The organism is Microvirga soli, assembly GCF_016734765.1.
Lineage (GTDB): Bacteria > Pseudomonadota > Alphaproteobacteria > Rhizobiales > Beijerinckiaceae > Microvirga > Microvirga soli.
Map to the genome: position 1 here is coordinate 134,913 of NZ_JAERQE010000010.1, position 19,938 is coordinate 154,850.

The 19,938-nt window shown below is 58.6% G+C and carries 13 protein-coding genes and 2 pseudogenes; 9 read left to right on the top strand and 6 right to left on the bottom strand.

Features of this window, described 5'->3' with window-relative positions:
• Positions 1-73 precede the first annotated feature (73 nt).
• Positions 74-2,009: pseudogene (gene ftsH / locus JKL45_RS11675) on the top strand (ATP-dependent zinc metalloprotease FtsH).
• Positions 2,010-2,209: 200 nt separating this feature from the next.
• Positions 2,210-3,032, top strand: a pseudogene (locus JKL45_RS11680) (IS5 family transposase).
• Positions 3,033-3,162: 130 nt separating this feature from the next.
• On the opposite strand, the gene JKL45_RS11685 reads toward JKL45_RS11680, so the two are convergent.
• On the bottom strand, positions 3,163-3,699 hold the full coding sequence (locus JKL45_RS11685) for a DUF1236 domain-containing protein (RefSeq protein ID WP_307826673.1): 537 nt from the start codon (positions 3,697-3,699) through the stop codon (positions 3,163-3,165).
• Positions 3,700-5,661: 1,962 nt separating this feature from the next.
• Positions 5,662-5,934 carry a hypothetical protein gene (locus JKL45_RS11690; protein ID WP_201861303.1) on the bottom strand — a complete coding sequence of 91 codons (273 nt, stop codon included), beginning with the start codon at positions 5,932-5,934 and terminating at the stop codon, positions 5,662-5,664.
• A gap of 943 nt (positions 5,935-6,877) precedes the next feature.
• On the opposite strand from JKL45_RS11690, the gene JKL45_RS11695 reads away from it, so the two are divergent.
• Entirely contained in the window at positions 6,878-8,209 is a 1,332-nt protein-coding gene (locus JKL45_RS11695) for a DUF2254 domain-containing protein (protein WP_201861304.1), read from the top strand.
• 172 nt (positions 8,210-8,381) lie between these two features.
• Here JKL45_RS11695 and JKL45_RS11700 read toward each other — a convergent pair whose 3' ends face one another.
• Together JKL45_RS11700 and JKL45_RS11705 are read right to left on the bottom strand one after the other, a co-directional pair.
• Positions 8,382-9,428 (bottom strand): AI-2E family transporter, encoded by a 1,047-nt coding sequence (locus JKL45_RS11700; protein ID WP_201861305.1) that lies wholly within the window; start codon positions 9,426-9,428, stop codon positions 8,382-8,384.
• Positions 9,429-9,613: 185 nt separating this feature from the next.
• Complete coding sequence (locus JKL45_RS11705) at positions 9,614-10,666, bottom strand: hypothetical protein (RefSeq protein WP_201861306.1); 1,053 nt, start codon at positions 10,664-10,666, stop codon at positions 9,614-9,616.
• Between the two features lie 334 nt (positions 10,667-11,000).
• Between JKL45_RS11705 and JKL45_RS11710 the strand changes: the two genes are divergently transcribed.
• Together JKL45_RS11710 and JKL45_RS11715 are read left to right on the top strand one after the other, a co-directional pair.
• Positions 11,001-11,213, top strand: a complete 213-nt coding sequence (locus JKL45_RS11710) for a hypothetical protein (RefSeq protein ID WP_201861307.1) — start codon at positions 11,001-11,003, stop codon at positions 11,211-11,213.
• A gap of 95 nt (positions 11,214-11,308) precedes the next feature.
• Positions 11,309-11,683: a hypothetical protein gene (locus JKL45_RS11715; protein ID WP_201861308.1), complete on the top strand. Its 375-nt coding sequence runs from the start codon at positions 11,309-11,311 to the stop codon at positions 11,681-11,683.
• Between the two features lie 453 nt (positions 11,684-12,136).
• Here JKL45_RS11715 and JKL45_RS11720 read toward each other — a convergent pair whose 3' ends face one another.
• On the bottom strand, positions 12,137-12,439 hold the full coding sequence (locus JKL45_RS11720) for a DUF6894 family protein (protein ID WP_201861309.1): 303 nt from the start codon (positions 12,437-12,439) through the stop codon (positions 12,137-12,139).
• 495 nt (positions 12,440-12,934) lie between these two features.
• Here JKL45_RS11720 and JKL45_RS11725 point away from each other — a divergent pair, with 495 nt between their 5' ends.
• The 4 genes from JKL45_RS11725 to JKL45_RS11740 all read left to right on the top strand — a co-directional run bounded on the left by JKL45_RS11725 (position 12,935) and on the right by JKL45_RS11740 (position 16,783).
• Positions 12,935-13,696, top strand: a complete 762-nt coding sequence (locus JKL45_RS11725; RefSeq protein WP_201861310.1) for a c-type cytochrome — start codon at positions 12,935-12,937, stop codon at positions 13,694-13,696.
• Positions 13,693-14,202, top strand: coding sequence for a sugar dehydrogenase complex small subunit (locus JKL45_RS11730; RefSeq protein WP_201861311.1), 510 nt, complete (start codon positions 13,693-13,695; stop codon positions 14,200-14,202). Before JKL45_RS11725 ends, JKL45_RS11730 begins: the two co-directional genes overlap by 4 nt.
• A 17-nt stretch (positions 14,203-14,219) precedes the next feature.
• A complete protein-coding gene (locus tag JKL45_RS11735; RefSeq protein ID WP_201861312.1) occupies positions 14,220-15,824 on the top strand; it encodes a GMC family oxidoreductase in 1,605 nt (534 codons plus the stop codon).
• An 80-nt stretch (positions 15,825-15,904) separates the two neighbouring features.
• Positions 15,905-16,783 carry a YihY/virulence factor BrkB family protein gene (locus JKL45_RS11740; RefSeq protein WP_201861313.1) on the top strand — a complete coding sequence of 293 codons (879 nt, stop codon included), beginning with the start codon at positions 15,905-15,907 and terminating at the stop codon, positions 16,781-16,783.
• A 1,082-nt stretch (positions 16,784-17,865) separates the two neighbouring features.
• On the opposite strand, the gene JKL45_RS11745 is transcribed toward JKL45_RS11740, so the two are convergent.
• Positions 17,866-19,713 carry an extracellular solute-binding protein gene (locus JKL45_RS11745; protein ID WP_201861314.1) on the bottom strand — a complete coding sequence of 616 codons (1,848 nt, stop codon included), beginning with the start codon at positions 19,711-19,713 and terminating at the stop codon, positions 17,866-17,868.
• Positions 19,714-19,938 lie beyond the last annotated feature (225 nt).

Below are 19,938 nucleotides of genomic sequence, written 5' to 3' on the forward strand. Positions count from 1 at the left end.
CTCAGGAAGAGGACCTGGTCCGGCTGCCACCATCGTATCTCGACTAGAACTCTGCCGTTCAGAAAGCATAGCAATGAATAACCCCAACGCCTCGCCTAGCTTTCGCAACATAGCGATAGCCGCTGCGGTCGTGTCTCTGCTGGCAATGTTCTACTTCCAGAGTGTGCCGGCTCGGCAAGCGGATCAGCTTCCCTACTCGGCTTTCGTCACGGCAGTCGAACAAGGGGAGATCCGCTCCGCCACTATTCAGGGGCAGGAGGTGACCGCCGAGCGTTCTGCGGGCGGCACCGTCACGACCTATGTTCCGCAAGGTGCTGGCCTCATCGCCCAGCTGCAGCAGAAGGGTGTCGTGATCAAGGCTGAGCCGCCGCCGCAGCCCAGCCTGCTCGGCAGCCTACTGCTGTCGCTGCTACCTTTCGCCTTGATGATTGGCATCGTGGTGTGGCTCTCCCGCAGGGCCATGGGCCATGGGCCAGCAGGGTGGCGGAGGCGGCCTCATGTCGATCGGCAAGTCCAAAGCCAAGCTGCTGCAGCCCGGAACTCCGGTCACCTTTGATGAGGTGGCCGGCATCGACGAGGCCAAGGAAGACCTGCAGGAGGTCGTGGAGTTCCTGCGCGATCCGCAGAAGTTCCAGCGTCTCGGCGGCCGCATTCCCCGCGGCGTGCTGCTCGTCGGCCCTCCGGGTACGGGTAAGACCCTCACGGCGCGCGCCGTCGCAGGCGAGGCCAATGTGCCGTTCTTCACCATCTCGGGCTCCGACTTCGTCGAGATGTTCGTCGGCGTCGGCGCCTCCCGCGTCCGCGACATGTTCGAGCAGGCCAAGAAGAACGCGCCCTGCATCATCTTCATCGACGAGATCGACGCGGTCGGCCGCCATCGTGGTGCCGGCCTCGGGGGCGGCAACGACGAGCGCGAGCAGACCCTCAACCAGCTCCTGGTCGAGATGGACGGCTTCGAGGCCAACGAGGGCGTGATCATTATTGCGGCCACCAACCGTCCCGACGTGCTCGATCCGGCGCTCCTGCGCCCGGGCCGCTTCGACCGCCAGATCGTGGTGCCCAATCCCGACGTGGTCGGCCGCGAGAAGATCCTGCGCGTCCATGTGCGCAAGGTGCCTTTGGCTCCCGACGTGGACCTGAAGATCATCGCCCGCGGCACTCCCGGCTTCTCGGGCGCGGATCTGATGAACCTCGTCAACGAGGCGGCTCTGCTTGCGGCGCGGCGCGGCAAGCGCATCGTCACCATGAAGGAGTTCGAGGACGCCAAGGACAAGGTGATGATGGGCGCCGAGCGCCGCACGCTGGTGATGACCGACGACGAGAAGCGCCTGACCGCCTATCACGAGGCCGGCCATGCCGTGGTCGCCCTCAACGTCCCGGCCACCGATCCGGTGCACAAGGCCACCATCATCCCGCGCGGCCGTGCCCTCGGCATGGTCATGCAGCTGCCCGAGCGGGACAAGCTGTCCATGAGCTACGAGCAGATGACCTCGCGTCTGGCCATCATGATGGGCGGGCGCATTGCCGAGGAGATGATCTTCGGCAAGGAGAAGGTCACCTCGGGCGCCCAGTCGGACATCGAGCAGGCGACGCGGCTTGCCCGTATGATGGTGACCAAGTGGGGCTTCTCGCCCGAACTTGGCACCGTGGCCTATGGCGAGAACCAGGACGAGGTGTTCCTCGGCATGTCCATGGGACGCCAGCAGAACATCTCCGAGGCGACCTCCCAGAAGATCGACTCGGAGGTCCGCCGCCTCGTGGAGGACGGGCTCAACGATGCCCGCCGCATTCTCACCGAGAAGCAGCACGAACTCGAGGGACTGGCGCGCGGCCTTCTGGAATACGAGACTCTGTCGGGCGAGGAGATCCGTAACCTCCTCGACGGTCAGCCCCCGGTGCGGGACACCGGCGATGCGGTCACCCCGACCCGCGGTTCAGCCGTGCCCACCACACGGCCAGGCCGGCCCCGGGAAAGCGACGGGGGGCTGAAGCCGCAACCGCATGCGTAGCATCAAGCTGAACGACCCTTGCTCCCGTCCGATTATAGACGCCATCGGTTAAGCGGACAGCATTGCTAAGAGAAAACAGCTTTCTCTGACGGGTTGAACTGGGGCGAGGAACTGGTAAGGGGGGCGGCTGGGATGGCGCGCTGCTAGGGCGTGTCTGCAAAGGGGTTCCATGAGGAGCCTGGAGTTCCCATTTATACAACGTGACACGTTACGGGTTGACGGACCGGCAGTGGCAGCGCCTTGAGCCGCTTCTGCCGCCCGAGCGGCCGCCAACAGGACGGCCCAACCACCATCACCGCACCATCTTGAACGGCATTTTGTGGGTTCTGCGCACCGGCGCGCCCTGGCGGGATCTGCCCGAGCGCTATGGCCCGGTCGGCACTGTCTCCAGCCGGTTCGATCGCTGGTGCCAGTCTGGTCTCTGGCAGCGCCTCCTCTCCGCCCTGCAGGTCCAGGCCGATGCTCGTGGTGAAATCGACTGGGACCTCCACTTCGTGGATGCCACCATTGCTCGGGCGCATCAGCACGCCGCCGGCGCTCGCCGGACCGGCGCCATCGGGGGGTGAGGCGCCGGACGAAGCTCTGGGCCGCTCGCAGGGCGGGTTCTCGACCAAGCTGCACCTGCGAGTGGAAGGAGGCGGCAAGCCAATCATCGCGGGGCTCACCGGAGGCGAACGCCACGAGCAGATTGCCCTGGAAGATCTGCTGGATGGCGGGGCCATCTGCCGATCAGGACGAGGCCGCCCGCGCTTGCGGCCGCGGCGGTTGGCCGGTGACAAGGGCTATTCCAGTCCGACCGCCCGGCGCCGGCTGCGTCAGCGGCGGATCTCGCCTGTGATCCCGACCCGCAAGGATCAGCGCTCTCAGCCGACCTTTGATCGTGAGGCGTATCGGGAGCGCAACACAGTCGAGCGTCTGATCAACCGCCTTAAGCAGTTCCGCCGTATCGCCACACGCTACGAGAAGCGCGCCGCCAACTATCTTGCAATGGTCAATCTCGGCATGATCATGCTCTGGCTATAGCCCTTTGCAGACACGCCCTAGTACAGAGAGTGTTCTACTCTACCGCAGGGTGTATCTCTAAAGAGCTGGTGCCGACGGTTGCCTCGCAGAATCGCTCCCGAGGCAACTCATTAATGGGCCTTTTGGCTAGTCAGTCATAGATATAGACGACTTCACGCGTACGGGGTTCAACCAGAACCGGTCGATCGTTGATGATGGTGTAGCCATACTCGCGACGGAGGCCAAGCTCAGGCGGAAGTGGGCGGTACGCGACACGTCTCGGCAGACGGTACCCTACAGTGACGTTCTCTCGAGTCCGCACCGAAGGAACTCGTTGGGTCACCACATACTGCTGAGCCCTAAGTGTCTCGTCTGGAGTTAAGGCGGCTCCGGCGGCGGCACCTGCAACTCCGCCGACGACAGCACCAACAGGACCTCCCAGAACTGCACCCGTAATGGCGCCTCCCGCAGCGCCTGTACCTGCACCAGTTTGGCAAGCAGCAAGTGGTATAGCGAACATGATGGCTGCGATGGTAGGCTTCAGGACTCGATCTCTCATAACGGCTCCTAATAAGCAGACTTGCAGCGAACGGCCCAGGGTGGGCCTCGTTCCTAACGTCCGTGGCTGACAGGTGCGGTAGCGTACCGAAAGTCTGCGCTTTGTCGGTGCCGTCAGCAATAGCTTCATTCAGTCTGCGTCAAGGTGCAAGACAGTGCCTGTAGGTTAAGAGATCGACATTGTATCGCCGTTCTTCTGACCGTAAGTGTATCGATAGCCGCGCGAGGCGTGCGGCCAATCCGACTCACACCTCACAAACGAAGGAACCAGCAAGGTAGATGGCGCATACTCCGGCCGATGGCCGTTGCAATCGTTCGGGCGCACTGAGATGCTTCAGTTAGAGACGAACGGAAGGTTCCCGAATAGTCCCGCCCTTCCATACTGTAACATCTAAGGAGAAAATGCGCTGCTCAGTGAACAGCCATACGGGTCTATTCATAGACGCCGTTACTAAGGTTTGGTGGACCCGCTAAAGCCGAACCCCAGCAGCCGATCTCTCGCAGGATTATATCTCCGGGTCTCTCTGACGGAAACCTGATCCCAGCTCGAGTTGAGTTTGAGCATCGCTCGTTGCGTCTGAACAGGTGCTTCATACGCGCCATCGATCGCTGCGGTACGCATCGCGCCAGGCTCCTGCTGAGTCATATTTTGAGTTGACTCACGTAGCTCTTGTACAGCCTCTAGATGGGCCTCAATTGATCTCGCATAGTCGACATGCCCAACTTTGAGCTGTGCCGCGTCACCGGGGTTGCTGGATGGGGTTTGCGGCTGGGAATGGGCACCGTTAGCAAGGTGTGCAGCGACAACAAGGCTCGCGCCAACTAACATACGAGAAGCGATTTTTATGATGAGCTCCGTCGATCGGGGCTATAGAGATCAAGGATCTATGGTCGTAACACCTCTAGCCAGCAGCCAAAGCTCGCGGTGGGCCGCGTGCAAGCGGCATTTTGGAACGTCGGCGAGCAGAGAGCCACTACTGCCCGCGCCAGTCGGTTCGGTCTGGACGAAAACAATGCGGGCGCGGCGGCGCGGGCGGACTGACTATTCAACGTACGCTAGTCCTTCATGTTGATCGAACAGACTCCCATGCTGGAAGACTGTTTTGAGTTCTGAACAGCTTGGTAGACATAATCATGTGGTAAACTTCAGCGAGGCGGCGAACGTACGGCTCCCGACTCTGCCTCTGTCGCCTCTCGAGATCCTCGCGTAACCCGGCTCTAGCAGGCTCAGGGAGTGTCAGAAGGAGATTGCGTTCGGACTCGTACCAGCGATCAATTTCGGCGAGTGCGCTGATCGTCTCCTGGAGTTCGCGATCGAGTTCGTGCAGATTGACATCACTCAGAATCGACATGCCGGTCCTCCTTGTCGGTCAACAATCGATCAAAGGTACGGACCAGGGGAGGAGAGAGCCATAGCGGGTGGGGGTACGGAGTCAATTGTTTGTACAGGTACGTGCCAAGTTCAGCGGGTATAGCTTAATCGCTGTGGCCCGCGATAAGAGATATGGGGGCCCTGGCGTTTGGGAATAAAGGATGCCGGCGCCGTGGTGCTCGCCCGGAGCGGATCTAGGGATGGGTGCGCCTCCTCGGCGGCCCTGGCGCCGGCGGCATGACCGCTCCAGGCTCAACCCAGAAGGGCGGGCTGGAGGGAACGCTCCGAAGTACCCTCCCAACCTGAAACACCGGATAGCCGGCAGCGGGCGACCGGCGCTCGGGTCAGGACGATAGTGGAGGCTTAACGCTGTCTCGGCAGGCGCTCCTCCGGTGGGGCAGGATAGGCGGGGTTGGCCGATGGAATGTCGGACATGCCAGGCGCACTTTCGGGGCCGAGATCGGCTGCCGCACCCTGCGGACGCAATGCAGGCTGACCAGAAATAACCGGCAGCGTGCGCGGTGGAGCCCATATCGTAACGCCTGCCAGAAAGACGCGCACCGCTGTAAGGACAGCTCCAAAAATCAAAAGGACAGGAGTGCGTAAGCGGCCAGCCCCGACCGCTTCATGTTTCTGTCCCGGCGGCTGTGACATCCATTGCGTCCACGCCATTGCCTCCTCCTACGACCAGGCCGCTGCATCCGCCGGGTTCATGCCGAGCTAGTTGTTTGCCTCAGGATCAGGATTGCTGCTCCCAGGAGGCTCCTCGAAATCAACCGCGGGGCCGGAAGGATTGGCAGGATCGTGTCCCTTCGTGACAAGTCCCGGCGCATCGTGAGGATTGTCGAGATCGTCGTAGCGTTTACTGATATTCCACTTTCCCTTCTCGTAAAATTCCTTATCCTCGACGATCACTTCCGCCCGGCTTGGGGACAGGGTGAGGGGCACGAGAATGACCGAAAGCATGGGCGCTGCAGTCAGGTGTCGAGCCATACTGAACTCCACTTACCAGGTTAATGTGAACTCCACGGCGTGGAGCTATCTCTTCGAGGCAACCCAGTCTGGAATAGCTATGTTCTGCCCATTGTACGGGGTCGAACCATGTCTAAACCTCGATATGCCCGGCTCCCGCTGAGTAGCGGTTGGATCAATCCAATCGCGGCTATTCCACGGCTCTCTTCACATGACGAGAAACTCGGCAAGAGCTGGATATCCTAGAAGCCTACTTGAGCCATATGAAGATGGCCCTCAATGGACTACATTCTGCTTCATCGGCGAACATGCGAGTTGGTGCAACCAGGCACAAAGCTCTTCGGTTCGGCATCAGGTTGACTGGAAGGAGTAGTCTCAGGATTGGTGCATAGTTGAACGCTGGGCTGCTGTCACTCTTAGTACGGTTACGTACCGTCTGACCCTTGCAGCTGGAACGGTCGCTACTGACGCGTCGTTCTGCCTACGTTGCTTGCCGGATGACTAGTCAGCTCGAGCAAGGGCTCAGCTGCCGTCTGTTAAGCGCTCTGGAGCTGCTAAGGGACCTGAAATGAGTGGCCGTGTTTCGATAATGCTTGGTGCTGCGATTACCGTACTGTTGCTTGTGTCGCCGACAGCATTCCCCGCCTCGTACCTGTCACAGGCGCAGTTGCCGTCATGAAGTTCGTCTGCGTGCGGAGCATATTTAGATATCTGCCCTCAGCAGTTGCCGAAATGGCGGGCCTTCACTTCCAAACACAATTACCGTCACCAAAGGTCACCCGCCGTTGTCATCTGGTCATAGAAAGCAGACATGAGCCACGGCTGAGGGACACGGTAAGTAGAAGATGATGAACTGCCACAGTCCCACCAGAACCTGCGATACGTCGTTCACTCCGGGGTCCCACTGGATGACCCGAATCTAGGATCTGGATGTCCCCTCCTTCATAAAGGCGGCTGGCACTCTATGGACCGTATTCGGAATACGATCGTTCTATTGCAGGGGCAGCTCTGGCTTATCCCCCTGCTTATGAGCGTCTCGGCTTTGGTGTTAGCGTGGTGGCTTCTTACGTCAGGAGCCACTCTCTTAGATGGATGGAACAAGGACCGGCTCTGGTGGCTCTTCAGTGGCGATGCAAGCAGCGCCCGAGATCTTCTATCCAGTCTGCTGTCCGGTCTCATGACGATGACTTCGCTCGTGGTGTCAGTTACCTTTGTGATCCTTACCCTAGCGGCTAACCAGCTTGGTCCACGCTTGATCGCTACCTTTATGGCCGATCGCCAGATCCAATCTGTGCTCGGTCTCTTTCTTGGTACGATCTTGTATGTTCTCGTTGTGCTGCGCACCCTTGATGAGGGGCTTGGCACCCAAGGCGTCCCGCACATTGCAGTAACGGCAGGAAGCATACTCACTGCCATCTGCATACTGGCGCTTCTGTTCTACGTTCATAAAATAGCACGCGCGATCATTGCTGACAGCGTTGTCGCCCGAGTAGCCGCCAACCTGCACAAGAACATCAGAAGCATATTGCCAAATGAGGCGGATGGACCTGAGCGTACTGTGCCGGACGTGGTTATGGGTAGGTCCGGTGCAGTAGCGCTGGGCCGCAGCGGATACATCCAAGTAGTCGACTACAAGGAGCTTGTGTCGGTTGCATGTCGGTCGAACGCGCTTCTCCAGGTGAAGGTGCGAGCTGGGCACTTTGTGTTGCAAGCTGGTGAGCATGTGATCGCCAACTCCCATCATGACCTCGATAAAGACACTATCGACTCCATTAGGAGCGCCTTCGTTGTGGATACTGACCGCACTCCGGCACAGGACCTCGAGTATGGGTTGCGCCAGCTGGTGGAGATCGCTTTGCGGGCTGTGTCCCCTGGAATTAACGATCCGTTCACCGCGGTTGCTGTGCTCGATCAACTTGGTGCGGCCTTGGAGGAGATTTTCCAGCGCTCGCTCCAACCTGTGGTCTGGCGCGATAAGGGTGGTGTAGTCCGAGTGATTGCTCAGCGCTCGGATGCGATCGGCCTGACCAATGCAGCGTTCGATGCGATCCGGCAAGCTAGCAGTCAGCTACCGACGGTGCTGATCCGGATGGCCGACGTCCTCGGCCAGTTGGCTCCAGTTCTTCGGTCCGATCCAATGCGCGAGGGTGTGGTTGGACAACTCGCTAAAGTCGCTGAAACAGCTAAAGTGGCACACCTTACACCAAGTGACCGTGAAGCGGTTCTGATCCGCGTTGAGCAGGCTAGGGCCGCTATATCTGCTGCTCCCAAGCGGCCTCCCCTGCATTGTCTTTGATGCGTGATGCGAGCCCAGACATGTATGTCAGCATAAACTGAGCGGCGGGAGTTCAAGTACCCAAACGGGGCACACTCCCGGCGCAGGGCGACGATGAGGCTCCGGCAGCCTGTGGTTCTGCGGGAATATATGTAGTAAGCCGCTATAAACGCCGGGCATTTGATTCAAGTCATCAGTCAGCGGCGTTCTCCCCAGGTACGGTGGTGTGCTCGCCCAAAGTTTGTCGGATCCACAGCTTCTTCACCAACACGGTGATGGAGACTGCAAGGGGAACAGCAAGGAAGACGCCCAACCAGCCGAAAGCTACTCCAAACACCAAGATCGCAAAAAGCACCAGGGCGGGTGGCATCGACACTGCCCGCTGCTGGATGTATGGCGTGATGACGTTCCCCTCAAGCTGCTGTATGGCTAGGGCGGCAGCGACGGTCCAGAGTGTCGTAGCCAAGTCCATTGTCATGGCGAAGATCAAAGCCGGAATGGCGCCGAAGATGGGCCCGAGAAAGGGGACGAAGTTGGTCACTCCGGCGATGAGACCGAGCGCCAGCGGTGAAGGTAACCCAATCCACCAGTAGGCCAATGCCGATAACATTCCAACTAGTGTCATGGTGACCAGCTGGGCACCAAACCACAGGCGCAGGGCGTTGCCTGTAACGTCCATGGCCTCGAAGATGCGCTGGTGCTGGCTGAGCGGCAATAGCTTGGCGGCGCCCCGCCGGTACAGTCTCGGGTCCGCTGCCAGATAGATGGCCGCAACCACCACGAGGGCGAGATCGGCTAACACTCCAAGTAGCGTGTATCCAAGGCCGAGAGCCCGGGACAGCATCCCGGGGCGGGGGCCCGCGGCGACAGCCTCCTGAAGCTTCTCACTGGCATTGCTGAAACCGATCCTATTCCCGACAGCATCAATGGCACTTGGCAGAGTTTCGGAAAGCTGCGAGATCTGGCCTCCGATCTGCGTTCCAAACAGCGTAAGGAAAATGGCAAAGAAGAGCGCCACGACGATGGTCGCTGCGGTGAGAGCCCAAGACCCTGGGACTGGCGTGTATTCTGCAATTAATCTAGCGAAACTATTTAGAAGCACCGCCAGTAGAACTGCGGCGAAACCAAGCAGCAGCACACCTGAGACGACCCAGACGAAGTAGGCAAGGCTAATTACCGATACGGTGATGAGTAGGCGCCGCACATAAGGCCCGTCTTGCCGGAGACCATCGGCGCCCATTCCCTGATATGGGCCCCGAATCGGGCGCGACGCTCTGCCGGATGGGTCTGACCTAAGCACCGGGTGGGCTCCTTGTGCGGCATCTTTCATTTAATCGGGCATGACGGGCATCAACCTGTGCCCCTCATGTTACAGCTATCGAGAGCGATCCCAAGCTCACCTGAACTCCAGCCCTCGAGGTCAGCTCACTGGAACTGATTGTTCAGCTGAGCTTGGGATCGCTGGCCTTGCTGCTGCGCCTGCTGTTGCGATACCTGCCCTTGCGCCTGGGTGGCCTGACGTTGAGCGCTGGCCGGTTGGTGCTGATCCGGGCGCTCGATACGAACGTTCGGCTGCCCCGGCGCCTGATTGACAATCACTCGTGGCTCGGCCCGCTCATAGCGCACCTTTAGCGGCCCCTGCGCCTGTCGGACCTGCACCTTTGGCTCGGCGTTTGCTTGGCGTTGCACCATAACCTGTGGCTGGACCGCCTCGACCTGCAACTGCGGTTCGCCAAGACGTGTGACTGCCACATCGGGGCGCGCCATCAGCACGCGCACGTCTGGCTGCAGCATTGCGGCGTTCACGTCGGGCTCGGGCATGCGCACGACGATCTCCGGCTGAGGAATGTCCACCGTCACCTTCGGGCACGGCTGACGCACGATGATCTCCGGTTGAGCCTGGTTCACTGTCACTTGCGACTCTTGCTGGCGCACTACCACGTGCGGGTCCGCCAGATCCACACGCACAGTCGGCGCCGCCTGTTGGACGACGATCTGCGATCCAGCTTGGCTTGCCTGGTTTTGCATCACCTCCTGTTGGTTTGGCTGCATCTCCGCACCTACTGTGACCTGCTGGCCTGGATTGGCCACGCGGAAACCGGCCATGTTGGCGCGGTACGTCCGCAGGGACCTTAATTCCTCATCGGTCATGCTCGGAATCACCGCCCGACCTCCTTGCAAGTTCATCCTTGCTAGCGGCACAAGACGCGCCTCGCCATCCAAACCAAGGAACTCATCGAAGCTAACCACGGCGAAGGATTGACTGTCCTGCCCGAGAACTACGATGTCGACCTGACCAATCGCCTGTCTCTGAGCCCTGTACACCTCGCGGCCTTCAACATCCGAAACCGCAACCCTTCCCGTCTGGCTGGCCTGGTTCGCTTGCACGGGCTGGCTTAGGGTTTCTTTGCGTTGGGCCATCGCAGCGGTAGGCAGGATCGCAGCCGACGCAAACACGGCCATTGTGATCAACCTCATCGTTGTCTCCGTTTCAGGTCAGGTGAGCGGTTCGGCACCATTTATCGGACGGCCGCCGAAGCTAGCCGTTGGCCAAGAGCTGGCAGTCCGTGGAGGGCGCGGCGCTGACCGGAAGCAATCGCCGTGAATTGTTGGGACAACAGCGTTTCGGATGGCCTGTTCCTGGCGAGGAGTTTGCTTGGACTAAAATTCGGTACGGTAGCGAGCGGGCCCTGGAGGCTCCCCTTTCCGACCTCCAGCGTTTCCCAAGGCTACCATTCCGCCAGAAGTACCGGTTGGGCGTGACGCTTCTGCTATAGAGGATATCACGCCTACTCTAACCAGGATCTACGCTATGGGCTTTGTGCTCATCCACCTGTTTATCGGCAAGCTGCATTTTCTCGATGTCGTGCCGCGAAGCCGCTGGCTTTCTCTCGCCGGAGGAGTAGCAGTCAGCTATATCTTTCTGCACATCCTCCCGGAACTCAGCGCTCACCAAGCCACCTTTGCGGGAGCCTTCGGCCTCATGCGAAAACTTCAGTCTATCTTGTTACCCTTAGCGGCCTAGCAATCTTCGACGCGCTTGAGTGTTTGGCCCGGATCTCACGTGGCAGACGCCGCAACGATACTGGCGAGAACAAGGTAGAACCTGACGTATTCGGGATGCACATCGTTTCGTTTGCAGTTTACAACGTGCTGATGGCATACCTTCTGCTTCATCGTGAAGAAAGTGGGTCGTGGCCCTTGTTGATGTACTTTCTGGCTATGAGCCTGCATTTCGTCACTAACGACTTCGGCCTGAGGCACGATCAGGAGCTTTATGATCACATGGGTCGTTGGGTCATTGCGGCGGCGGTGGTTCTGGGATGGGTAATCGGGGCGGCAACAACCATTCCGGAACTTTACCTCGGCTTCCTGTTCGCCTTCCTGACAGGTGCGGTATTACTCAATACCAGGAGGGAAGAGCTCCCGGAGGAACGGAAGAGCAGACTCTGGCCTTTGCCGTCGGGGTGGCCGGGTATGCCGTGTTGCTCTTAATGGTTAGATAGTTCTTCGTATACGAAAGTCGCCGAATGGTGAGTTGCAGGGCCGGACCTCAACGCGGGGGCGACGCCTCGTTACGGCGCCCTACGGTACCGAAACTGCATATCCCGCTCGTGGCCGGGTCGCATCCATCAGCCCTCGGTCCGATAGATGTCATTGGCTACTGTTACTTGGGCGGCTATAGTTAGTGCCGACCTGTCTACAAGAAGGCGCCTAACATATTGGGACCACTGGTTACTTGGCCCGTGAGCGCAGGGTCTGAGTACGTTGCGTTAGTCCTCTTAGATGTAGATCCAGGCTCCTGAGCTGGCGCCGTCTGGATATCTGCTCTTGATCGAGGCGGGATCAAGGTTGATGCGTGGAGGCTGATCGAGCTCGGCGCTACTGTACGCTTTGCCATTGCATTATGGGATGGGCGTCTAGATCATCGCCCGTGCGACTACGAAGTTAGCACCAGAATTTCTGTTCAGGCTTACATGGCATCGTACCACTCAAGAACGGGGGCCCTTGCCGAAGTCGCTCACTTCGCTGGATGTAATAGAACGGCAGGATCAAGCAGTCGCCTTGCTCCTCGTCGATGACCTGCAACCGCCATTTCGTCCAATCGGGAACTTCAGTGGCGAGCTCATGCATAGGCTGACAGGCGGTGCCCCACGCTCGGTCGATCGCTGCAGACGGGCTCGGCAGCTCAAGGCCGATGCTGTCGATGTAGAGGCGTTCACCATCTGAGATGTAGAAATGATAGCGCATGACGTGATCTCCTTTGGAGGAAAACTCATGTGCAGGCCGAGTGCGTTCAATCTTCGCAGCATGCGGAGCGTACCCTAGTGCACTGATTCCGCTGCACCCACGGCCGCTCGCGACGAACGATCTTCTGCAAAGGACTTCCGGGACAGCCATTTGGCTTGTTGATTGTTGAAGGTAGACTCCATCTGAACCCCGAGATGCTTGGCAGACAGGGCAGTACAAGAGGGTAGCGGACAGAAAGACCTCGATTGCAGATGCAGCAAAGACAAACGAGACCCAGCCCAGCTGACCAACGCTACGAGGGGGTCGTTCGTGACTTCCTGTGTCCCTCCCGCACGTAGGCAAGCAGGCGAGATAGTCACATCAAACTGAAGAATTTGAGCCGTCACGCTGTCTTACCCGACTTTGATGGTGCAGAAGCGCACCGTTCCAGCCGGACGTGCATGATCCTTCGGCAACCTCGTGCAACTACCCTGCGTTGCGCAGAACATCAGTGTCATGACCCGTGAAGCAGGTGCGATCAACTTGTTACCTCAATGGACCAAGCCAGTCAGTGTAACAAAAAAGAACCAGACATCTACGAGGCGATGTCGTCGCTTCTTTGTTCTGCCGCTCTCGGCCACTCTGCTTTGCGGCTCTGCTGTGGGTTTCGTCACCGCGCTATCGGCTGCCGACTTGATTGCCGGACGAGCGATCGCCATCAATCGCGGCGGCTTTGGCGCCTGCGTGGCGTGCCACGGGTGGCACGGTGAAGGAGACGCAGAGGGTATTGTGCCACGTCTCGCCGGCCAGAATCCCGTCTACATGTTCAAACAATTGCAGAACTACGCGTCCGGCGAACGTTACAACCCTGTCATGTCTCCAGTTGCAGCCGTGCTCACCGAGGAGCAACGTGCAAACGTATCTGCCTATTTTGCCCGTCTGACCGAGACGGAGCGTGTGCGAAGGCCGGCTCATCTCCGGCCCGGCCTGCTCGACCAAGGTCGCGAGATCGCGCGACTTGGCTTGCCCGAGAAAGCTGTGCCGGCCTGTGATAGCTGTCACGCACCGGGACTTGAAAACAAACCGCCTGAGGCTCCGCTTCTAGCGGGCCTAAACGTGACTTACTCGTCCTATCAGATGCATTTGTTCAAATCCGGCCATAGAGACAACGACCCACTTGAACGGATGCGCTCGTTTGCTTCTCGCCTTACAGACGACGAAATCACTGCCGTGACCACTTATTACTCCACATTGCCCGCTTCGGAGGGCAGCCCATGAGCGGGTTGAGCAGACGTCAGATTATTCAGGGTGCGGCATGCCTCTCTGCCAGTACGGTCACGCACGCAGCTCTCGCGCTGCCCGGTGAGGCACCGCTCCACTTAAGCGAGTTCATGCGTTTGTCGCAAATGTTAACCGGAAAGCGCATGCTGCACGAAGAAGTTGGTTTAAGGATTTTTACTGGACTGGCGGATGCAACTGGTAACCAGCCGAAACTCAACGCGCTTCGAAGTCTCCTCTACCGGCCGGATAGCAGCGGTCTCCAGATCGACGATCTGATCGCAAAACAGATCATGACAGACGAGGAACGCCGGTCCGCGACTGTGATCGTTTCTGCCTGGTATACCGGCCGCTATGACGGTAAGAATGAAAAGCGGTTGGCTACCTATACCCACGCTTTGATGTACCGGCCCACGCTTGGCTTGCACAATATTCCTACGTTTTGCGGTGGGCCCACAGGGTATTGGGCCGAACCACCCAAGGAGGGTGGTCATGTGCCCTTATAAGCGTGGAGGTTCATCAGATGACCAGCAATCTTGACGCCGACGTCGTGGTGGTAGGGTCTGGGGTGGCGGGAAGTCTCGTTGCGTATGAGCTCGCCCGGGCTGGCCTGAGCGTCCTCATCCTTGAGGCAGGTCCGCGCTTGAGCCGCGACGTTCTTGTGGACCGGTTCAGGGCCGCGCCTGAGAAGCACTTCATGGCACCCTACCCGCCTCACTACTGGGCCCCACATCCGACGCCTGATGATTGGGGCGCTTACCTGATCCAGGCTGGTCCGGTGGCCTACAATAACCAGTATATCCGCGCGGTCGGAGGCACAACGTGGCACTGGGCAGCGGCCGCTTGGCGGCTTTTGCCAAGCGACTTCAAGCTTCGATCGCTTTATGGCGTTGGAAGGGACTGGCCGCTCGACTATAACTTCCTGGAGCCCTACTATGGTCGCGCGGAGCGGGAGATGGGCGTCGCTGGTGAGGGCGGAGCGCTTGACCCGCCCCGGAGTTCAGCCTTTCCGCTTCCTCCCATACCATTGTCAACCATGGACCAGTACTTGGTCCGAAAGTTGAGTCCGGCCGGGCTTACAACTGTCACCGAGCCTGTAGCCCGGTACACAAAACCGTTCCGCGGGCGGCCGCCCTGCTGCGGGAATAACAACTGCATGCCCATCTGTCCGATAGGGGCTCAGTACAGCGGCGATCTCCACGTCCGTCTGGCTGAAGAGGCCGGAGCGCGCCTCATCGAGAACGCAGTGGCCAATTTCATAGATGTCGGTCCTGAGCGGCGAGTGCAGGCGATCCACTACAAGGATCCCCTACAAGCGACCCATACAGTACGCGGACGCGTGGTTATCCTGGCGTGCAACGGAATCGAAACGCCCAAGCTTATGCTCATCTCCAAGTCGGAACGGACGTCGACAGGTGTCGGAAACTCGTCCGATATGGTTGGACGTAACCTGATGGACCACCCCGGCGTCGGAGCCAATATGGTTATACGCGAGCCGGTATACCCCGGCCGCGGACCCCAGGAGATCACCTCGGTGGTGAGCCTTCGGGATGGTGCATTCAGGCGCCATTTCGCAGCCAGGAAGTATCACTTCGCCAACAGAGTGGACACACTCGAGATCACGCAGAACGCATTGGATGAGGGGCTGCTTGGAAGCCGACTTGACAATAGGATCCGGGACGTATCCATCAGGCGGCTGCGCGTGGACAGCTTCCACGAACAGCTACCTGACCCGAGCAACCGCATCGTTCCGAGCGAGACGCTCATGGACCCGATTGGGATCCCGCGCCCGGTGATCCGGTATTCGATCGATGAGTACGTCCGGCGGAGTGCGGAAGAAACACGCAACGATTACAAGCGGATCGCCGATGTCCTAGGCGCAACAGAAATCACATTCGACGAGGATTGGGTCCGAAACAATCATCTCGTTGGAACGACGGTCATGGGAGGCGACCCAAGGAATTCGGTCGTCGACCGTGATTGCCGCTCTCACGACCACCCAAACCTTTTCATAGCAGGCAGCAGCACCTTTCCATCCATCGCTTCAGTTAATCCAACACTCACGATTGCAGCGCTGTCATTGCTGATCGCTGACGTAGTCCGTGCGAGTATTCGGGAGCTAGAGTAGCGACCTTAACTCAGCGCTTTGATCCCGGAGCCCTGGAAAGTTGCATGAGTTGTGCTCCGCCTGAGAAGGTTCGACAGCAGATGGCACAAGGCAGCATGCGGTATGATACCACAGCGCGGGTTTGGCGGGGCATTCTCGATCACAGTGTTACCTCTGTCGCAGCCAGTGTCTCGTTTTTTGTGCTTCTCGCTTTCTTCCCAGCGCTCGCCGCAATAGTGACGCTTGTCAGTCTCTTTATCGATCCCCTGCGGCTTGATACATTGTTGGGTTCATATTCCGAGCTGATCCCGCAAGGAAGCTCCTCTGTTTTGATGCAGCAGGTCCGGCGCCTTTCTGAGGCGAAAGCATCGCAGGAACAGGTTGTGGTGTTCACGCCATACGTGGGGTTCTTCATGCTCGTGTGGGCCACAAACAAGGGGACGAAGGCCCTGTTCCGTGGCTTGAACACTATTTTCGACTGCAAGGAAACCCGAGGTTTTTTTGCATTCACGTTGGCAACACTCACCTTCACTATTGGAGCGATTATCTTCCTCGTATTCGCGCTCGGTGCAGTCCTGCTGGTGCCCGCAGGCTTGAAGATACTGGGGATCGGCGGCGGCCATGCCTATGTCATTGAGATCCTACGCTGGCTATTACTCCTGCTGATTGTTAGTGCGGTGATCTCAGTTATTTATCGGTTCGGACCAAGCCGCAAAGCGTTCAGGTGGCGCTCGACGATTCCCGGCAGCTTCCTCGCGGCCACTCTCTGGGTTGCGAGCTCCGTTCTCTTTTCCTGGTACGTTTCGTCCTTCCGAAGCTTCGTAGAACTCTACGGGTCTCTTAGCGCCGTGATGGGCTTTATGGTCTGGGTCTGGCTTTCAATGATTGCTGTTCTGATCGGTGCAGAGCTGGATGCCGCTCTGATGAAGGAAAACGAAAAAGGCCTGGCAAGGAACGACGAAGGTAGGACCACCTCTTAAGCAACTCCAAGAGCGCATCTCCGACGTCCACAATCTTGAGCTCGCAGGTTACGCTTGCGCGACTTGCAGCTTGCCGCAAGAAGCGTGATCAATCGGGCCAATGTCCCTGCTAATCCGCCTCAACCATCTCGACGGCCGCTCCACAGGTGTAACTGCAGCGGGCTCGTTAGACTGCCACGAAGCTGCCTGCGCGCGCTTGTGGAGACCCCATAAGCGTAATCATCTCGTCGGCGACTGAAAACGCTCACAACGTAGGTGCCTAGCTCAAACAGAAGGCCCCGTCCTGATGCCGAAGCATAGGAGCGGGGCAGTTAGCTGAAGAGCATTTGGTCAGGAGCATCTGCATCATCACAGCCACTGCCGGGATCCATTTGTAACGCACCGCCCGCCGCATCGGCATGGCCTTGGTTACAAATGAGATCCGCCAGTTGACTAGAAGTACAAGCCCAGACCGCTGGTGCGGTTCCGGCATTGCAGGTGGTCTTGGTGCGGCACTGTACGGTTCGAGCATCCGACTGCCATCTCAGGTATTGCGTCCGCCTGGAGAATATACCTCACGGTTTGGAATCGAGGTTCATTGAGCTCAGCTTCCGTGAGAACCTCACGGTGAAAGCTTTCTAATCAGACTGGGCACCGCCTTTACCGACCTGTGGTGACCTACGAGCAGTTCACTTCGAATAGACGCGGCATATGTCCTCGTTGGTGCAGGATCGTACCGGAACCGGAGCCTGACCGTGAACATATGCCCGATGCAGAGGTTGTCATCGTGAGCGCGTGGCGGCTGCTGCAAACACCTCCCGAGGTTCAGGGAAAGGTCTGCTACGGGGCTCACAGGAGAAGACGATCTCCTCGGTCAGGTGCCCTATGTGGACCCCCACATGGGGCACCTGTTATCGATGCTTTCGCACTCGGCGGCATACCTCTGAGATCAGATAGAGATGGAAGGCGATGTTAGCCGCCGCTGTGTTGGCTAGGCTCCGAAGGAGTGCCTCCATTTGGCCTCGGCAGAACCAAGTAGGCAGCCTGCGCTTTTGCTCCGGTGAACGGAGTAAATCAAATCAAAGTATGCACGTACGACCGCTTTAGCGCGACGTGCCTACCCGAGCGGCCAAAGCCGGATCATACCACCAAACGTCCGGAAAGGCTGACCCACCATAGCGAGGGAGGTCGACCGGGCGTCCGAACCGGTTCCAGCGTGCGGTACGGGCTACGAGCGAGTACCACTGCGGTACCACGTAGTTGTGGTGGAGGAGAACCCTGTCGAGCGCCTTCGTGGCTGCCACGAGTTCCTCACGATCTCCGGCAAAAATGGTTCTTTCGATCAAGGTGTCGACGGCCGGGTCCTTTATACCGGCAATGTTCTGTGACCCCGGTTGATCCACCGCGCCGGAACCCCAGTACTCCCGCTGCTCGTTGCCTGGGGAGAGACTCTGGGTCCACACATGTGTCGTAATATCAAAATCGAAGGAGCGTACTCTGTTCTGGTACTGTGCGGGATCAAGCACCCGAACGCTGAGGCCGATGCCAATCCGCTCTAGCACCTGCCGATAGGGTAGGATTACACGCTCGAAGCTTGGATCAGCCGTAATATACTCGGCGGTCAGCGGCTCGCCGGTAAGCCTGCTCACCATCCGCCCCCCTTTTAAATCATATCCTGCCTCTTCGAGGAGACGCATTGCTTGACGTAGATTGTCGCGGACGGCCTGGTTCGTTCCATTGATCGGATTGCGATAGGGCTCCGTAAACACCGTTGCCGGCACTTTGTCGCCCAAGCTCTCCAGGATTGCGAGTTCTCGTCCCTCGGGCAGGCCTGTGGCGGCCAGGTCGGTACCGAAGCAGAATGAGTCGATACGGTCGTACAAGCCGTAGAAGAGAGTGCGATTGATATCTTCAAAATCGAAGGCGAGGTTAAATGCACGGCGAACATACTCGTCTTTGAACCTGTCCTGTCGCAGATTAAATACCAGCGCTTGCATAACACCCATTGCGCGGAGCGGGAATTCTTCCCTGACCACGCGGCCGTCATGAACGGCTGGAAAGTCGTAAGCAGTTGCCCATTGGCGGGCGATGTTCTCGGTGCGATAGTCGATCCGATCCGCCTTGAACGCCTCGAGGAGCACTGTCGCATCTCGAAAGTACTCATATCGAACTTCATCGAGGTTGTGCTGGCCACGGTTGACGTTGAGGCTTTCGCCCCAATACCCGGAAACCCGCTCGTAGGATGCCGTGCGACCCGCTTCAAAGCTCTTCAGCCGGTAGGGGCCTGATCCCAAAGGGGGTTCTAGAGTGGTTTCTCCAATATTCCGAGGCTTGCCGTCAGGGCCTGTCGCTTCCCACCAGTGCTTCGGCAGTACAGGAAGTTGTCCGACGATCTGCGGCAACTCCCGATTGCCGGTTTCATTGAAGGTGAAGGTGACCTCGCGTTCCCCCGTCTTCTTTACCTCAGAAACATTCTTGTAGTGCAGCGCGTAAAGTGGAGAGTAGGTCTTTAGCGAGTCAAGGGAGAAGATAATGTCTTCGGCTGTCACCGGTCTCCCATCATGCCATCGAGCATGCTGGTTCAGGCGATAGGTAACGGATGAATAGTCCGCAGGGTATCGCACGGCTTCCGCCAGGAGACCATAGACTGTTCCTACCTCGTCCATGGAGCGCGTCATGAGTGTGTCATAGACCCGGCTGATGCCCGCCTCAAGTCCGCCTTTCACCCCGGAGACAACCAGATTGAAATTGTCAAAGGTACCCTGCACTCCAATTCGCACGAGGCCGCCCTTCGGAGCATCCGGATTGACATAATCAAAGTGTCGGAAGCCGTGCTCGTACTCTGGCGCTCCGATCAGGGCAAGGCCGTGTCGCCATCCCTCCTCCTGCCCGATTGCCGGCAATGGCCCTACATAAAGTGCAACGACAAAGCATGCGGCGCGCCCGATCATAGATAGTCTCCCTTGGTCCTGGGTCGCCAACTGTTTCAGAGCTTAGACGGCGCTGCCCTTGGCCGAAACTGCACTGTGTTCCCAGTTCTCTCCAGCTCCGATTACGCAGGATCGTCCATTTGCCGTCGTGAGCAAAAGTGTCCATGTACCATATGTGGACGGCCCCCGCCTCGCAAGAAGATTTGGATATAGTTTGATCGGATCGCTTGCGGTCATATGTCCGGC

Bases quoted from the DNA above. Each gene is read 5' to 3' on its own strand.
- JKL45_RS11685 (WP_307826673.1), bottom strand. From the start codon at position 3,699: ATGAAGCTATTGCTGACGGCACCGACAAAGCGCAGACTTTCGGTACGC.
- JKL45_RS11690 (WP_201861303.1), bottom strand. From the start codon at position 5,934: ATGGCTCGACACCTGACTGCAGCGCCCATGCTTTCGGTCATTCTCGTG.
- JKL45_RS11695 (WP_201861304.1), top strand. From the start codon at position 6,878: ATGGACCGTATTCGGAATACGATCGTTCTATTGCAGGGGCAGCTCTGG.
- JKL45_RS11700 (WP_201861305.1), bottom strand. From the start codon at position 9,428: ATGGGCGCCGATGGTCTCCGGCAAGACGGGCCTTATGTGCGGCGCCTA.
- JKL45_RS11705 (WP_201861306.1), bottom strand. From the start codon at position 10,666: ATGAGGTTGATCACAATGGCCGTGTTTGCGTCGGCTGCGATCCTGCCT.
- JKL45_RS11710 (WP_201861307.1), top strand. From the start codon at position 11,001: ATGGGCTTTGTGCTCATCCACCTGTTTATCGGCAAGCTGCATTTTCTC.
- JKL45_RS11715 (WP_201861308.1), top strand. From the start codon at position 11,309: ATGCACATCGTTTCGTTTGCAGTTTACAACGTGCTGATGGCATACCTT.
- JKL45_RS11720 (WP_201861309.1), bottom strand. From the start codon at position 12,439: ATGCGCTATCATTTCTACATCTCAGATGGTGAACGCCTCTACATCGAC.
- JKL45_RS11725 (WP_201861310.1), top strand. From the start codon at position 12,935: ATGACCCGTGAAGCAGGTGCGATCAACTTGTTACCTCAATGGACCAAG.
- JKL45_RS11730 (WP_201861311.1), top strand. From the start codon at position 13,693: ATGAGCGGGTTGAGCAGACGTCAGATTATTCAGGGTGCGGCATGCCTC.
- JKL45_RS11735 (WP_201861312.1), top strand. From the start codon at position 14,220: ATGACCAGCAATCTTGACGCCGACGTCGTGGTGGTAGGGTCTGGGGTG.
- JKL45_RS11740 (WP_201861313.1), top strand. From the start codon at position 15,905: ATGGCACAAGGCAGCATGCGGTATGATACCACAGCGCGGGTTTGGCGG.
- JKL45_RS11745 (WP_201861314.1), bottom strand. From the start codon at position 19,713: ATGATCGGGCGCGCCGCATGCTTTGTCGTTGCACTTTATGTAGGGCCA.